3 protein-coding genes and 1 pseudogene are annotated in these 2,386 nt (G+C 32.7%); 1 reads left to right on the forward strand and 3 read right to left on the reverse strand.

The genetic code is table 11. The features are described from left to right. Positions 1-365 (forward strand): annotated as a pseudogene (locus tag F6K13_RS28665) (SH3 domain-containing protein); the annotation flags it as partial. A 343-nt stretch (positions 366-708) separates the two neighbouring features. On the opposite strand, the gene F6K13_RS35510 reads toward F6K13_RS28665, so the two are convergent. From F6K13_RS35510 to F6K13_RS28675, 3 genes are all read right to left on the reverse strand, one after another. Then, positions 709-1,077 (reverse strand): Uma2 family endonuclease, encoded by a 369-nt coding sequence (locus F6K13_RS35510; RefSeq protein WP_339379443.1) that lies wholly within the window; start codon positions 1,075-1,077, stop codon positions 709-711. Next, complete coding sequence (locus F6K13_RS35515) at positions 993-1,337, reverse strand: hypothetical protein (RefSeq protein WP_338043233.1); 345 nt, start codon at positions 1,335-1,337, stop codon at positions 993-995. The genes F6K13_RS35510 and F6K13_RS35515 overlap by 85 nt, the downstream gene beginning before the upstream one ends. A 585-nt stretch (positions 1,338-1,922) precedes the next feature. After that, positions 1,923-2,386: Uma2 family endonuclease (locus F6K13_RS28675; RefSeq protein ID WP_287289242.1), on the reverse strand; the 464-nt coding region annotated here is incomplete at its 5' end.

Below are 2,386 nucleotides of genomic sequence, written 5' to 3' on the forward strand. Positions count from 1 at the left end.
TACAATTTTCAACTATCATCTCTCTAATTTTTCTTTTTTTCTTGGGTGTAAAAATTTTCTCTCCTAATACATCCCATGCTGCATATAAATCACAAAGATCAAATCAAATTTTAACTGAACAAAATGATAAATTTTTATTAGCTGCTGCTGATAGTTGTGAAGTATCAATGCCAAGTTCTTCTACAAATGAACGTCTTGTTCTGAATGTCCGAGAAGTACCTAATGGTAATATTGTTGGTACAGTTGATGATGGAGATACAGTAGAGTTAGAAACTACAGGTGGTATCGAAGGCTTATTTTGGGTAAAGATTATTGAGCCAGTTCCAGGATATGTTTGGACAGAATATCTGACAAATTGTAATTGAAGAAGTCAGCGGGAGCTGTTTGCGCAGCATTCCGCAGGAAAGGCACTTATGCTGTTTGCGCAGCATGACAAACGGAAAGGGAAAATTGCTGATCAAAATAATTGGGTTTAAAACCCCGCCTTTTAAGGCGAAATGTTTTTGGAGACTTGCTCAAATCCCCGTTACAAAAGTAACTTCTGTACGTCACCTCCGTTGATGGTGAGGTATTAAACCCGCAAAAGAAGAGATAATTTTTTTGATCATAATTTGCCATAACCATAAATATATTAATAAATATCTGATTCAGCCAAGATCAACTTCTGGTTAAGCTGAGTTATTTTTATGGCTGAAATTTTTCCATTAACTAAGCTCCAACTAACCGTTGATTCATGTGATGACTACGTTGAAGTGCTTCATCAAGTAAGGAAACAAGTAAGGAAATTTTTAATCCTGGTAAAACAAGAGATTCTTGAATTTGTTTACTACCTCTATCTACTACAGAAAATGCAATAATTTTCACATTTTGTACATCAACGATCCAATATTCTCCCACTCCCATATTTTCATATAAAATACGTTTTTCTCCTTGATCATCAGAAAGTGAACTATTAGCAACTTCTATTACTAAGTCTGGTGGTGGATATTTTTCTAAGTCAATAATAGAGGTTTCAGGAGGAACGATATCGGTATTTTCCCCAAATAATAAGAGGCATCTGGTTGAGCATCTTTTAATCCTACTTTTCTATAAGTGGAATTATCTATACCGTTAAAATCAATGCCTTTTAAAATTGAAAATATATTCACTACTAGCATTATTAATGCGTGGTCTCTACCGTGTTTATTACTAAGTGGACTCATTTCAATTCTATATTTTTGATTGTGATAGTAACACTTTGCTTTTTCGTTATCTAGATTTTCAATTACTTGTAAATATTTTGACCAAGTTGCAGTTACCCAAGTATCAGTTAAAATTTTTGTTTGTAAGTTACTCATTATTTATCTGCTTATTTCAACAAATTTATTTGTAAGCTGAGTTATGTTTATAGCAATTCTGAGTTGCATAAATGCGGTATGATTTTAATAGTTTTGTGGAATGGGCATCTTGCCCGTTCCTGATCAGGACTTACGCAAAGAAACTATATATAGTAGATAAAAACTATAGCACTATTACATATATAGCGTTTTTGTCGGAAAAGTGTGTAAATCCTAAATGTGGTATGATTTTAATAGTTTTGTGGAATGGGCATCTTGCCCGTTCCTGATCAGGACTTACGCAAAGACACTACATATAGTAGATAAAAACTATAGCACTATGACATATATAGCGTTTTTGTCGGAAAAGTGTGTAAGTCCTGTATATGTTTGAAATTGTTCCATTAAGCAAGTGCCATCTAAACATTAATTAATGCTTCTACTAAGTTCCAATGCTTGATTTAGTGGAGAAATTCTTAATTCTAGTAAAACTATAGTGTTTCTCAAGTTAATGAATTTTATGCCTCACTCAGACATGGAATTACTACAGAGATTTTCTCAATTTTTCCATTGATTTTCTATTCCCTATTCCCTACTCTCTACTTCCTACTCCTCAAATTCAACTTCTTCGTAAATATCCTGTAAAGATATTCCAGATTCAACAGAACTTAAATACAAAATATCTTCTGGATTACTAAATTCTGATAATAACCATTTTCCTTCTTCAGTCTTGCTAAATTGTTCTACATGATTCCTATATTGGTCAATCAAAATATATTCTTGAAAACTACTCATACTTCGATAATACTCAAATTTTTTTCCTCGGTCATAGCTTTCTGTAGAATTTGATAATATTTCTGCAATTATCAGAGGATTAGTAATAGTGTCTCGTCTATTTTCAGCATAGACTAAAGGAATAGCAACAACCATTACATCTGGATAAGTATAAAGTCTAGATTCAGGTATCCATAAACGTAAATCAGTCATAAATACTCGGTATGGTTTACCTTTTAGTGCATACTTCAGTGCAGCATAAAAGTTACCAGAAATTAAATTGTGATTTGGCGTAC

This window comes from Okeania sp. SIO2B9, assembly GCF_010672505.1.
Classification (GTDB): Bacteria; Cyanobacteriota; Cyanobacteriia; order Cyanobacteriales; family Microcoleaceae; genus Okeania; species Okeania hirsuta.

Bases quoted from the DNA above. Each gene is read 5' to 3' on its own strand.
- F6K13_RS35515 (WP_338043233.1), bottom strand. From the start codon at position 1,337: ATGAGTAACTTACAAACAAAAATTTTAACTGATACTTGGGTAACTGCA.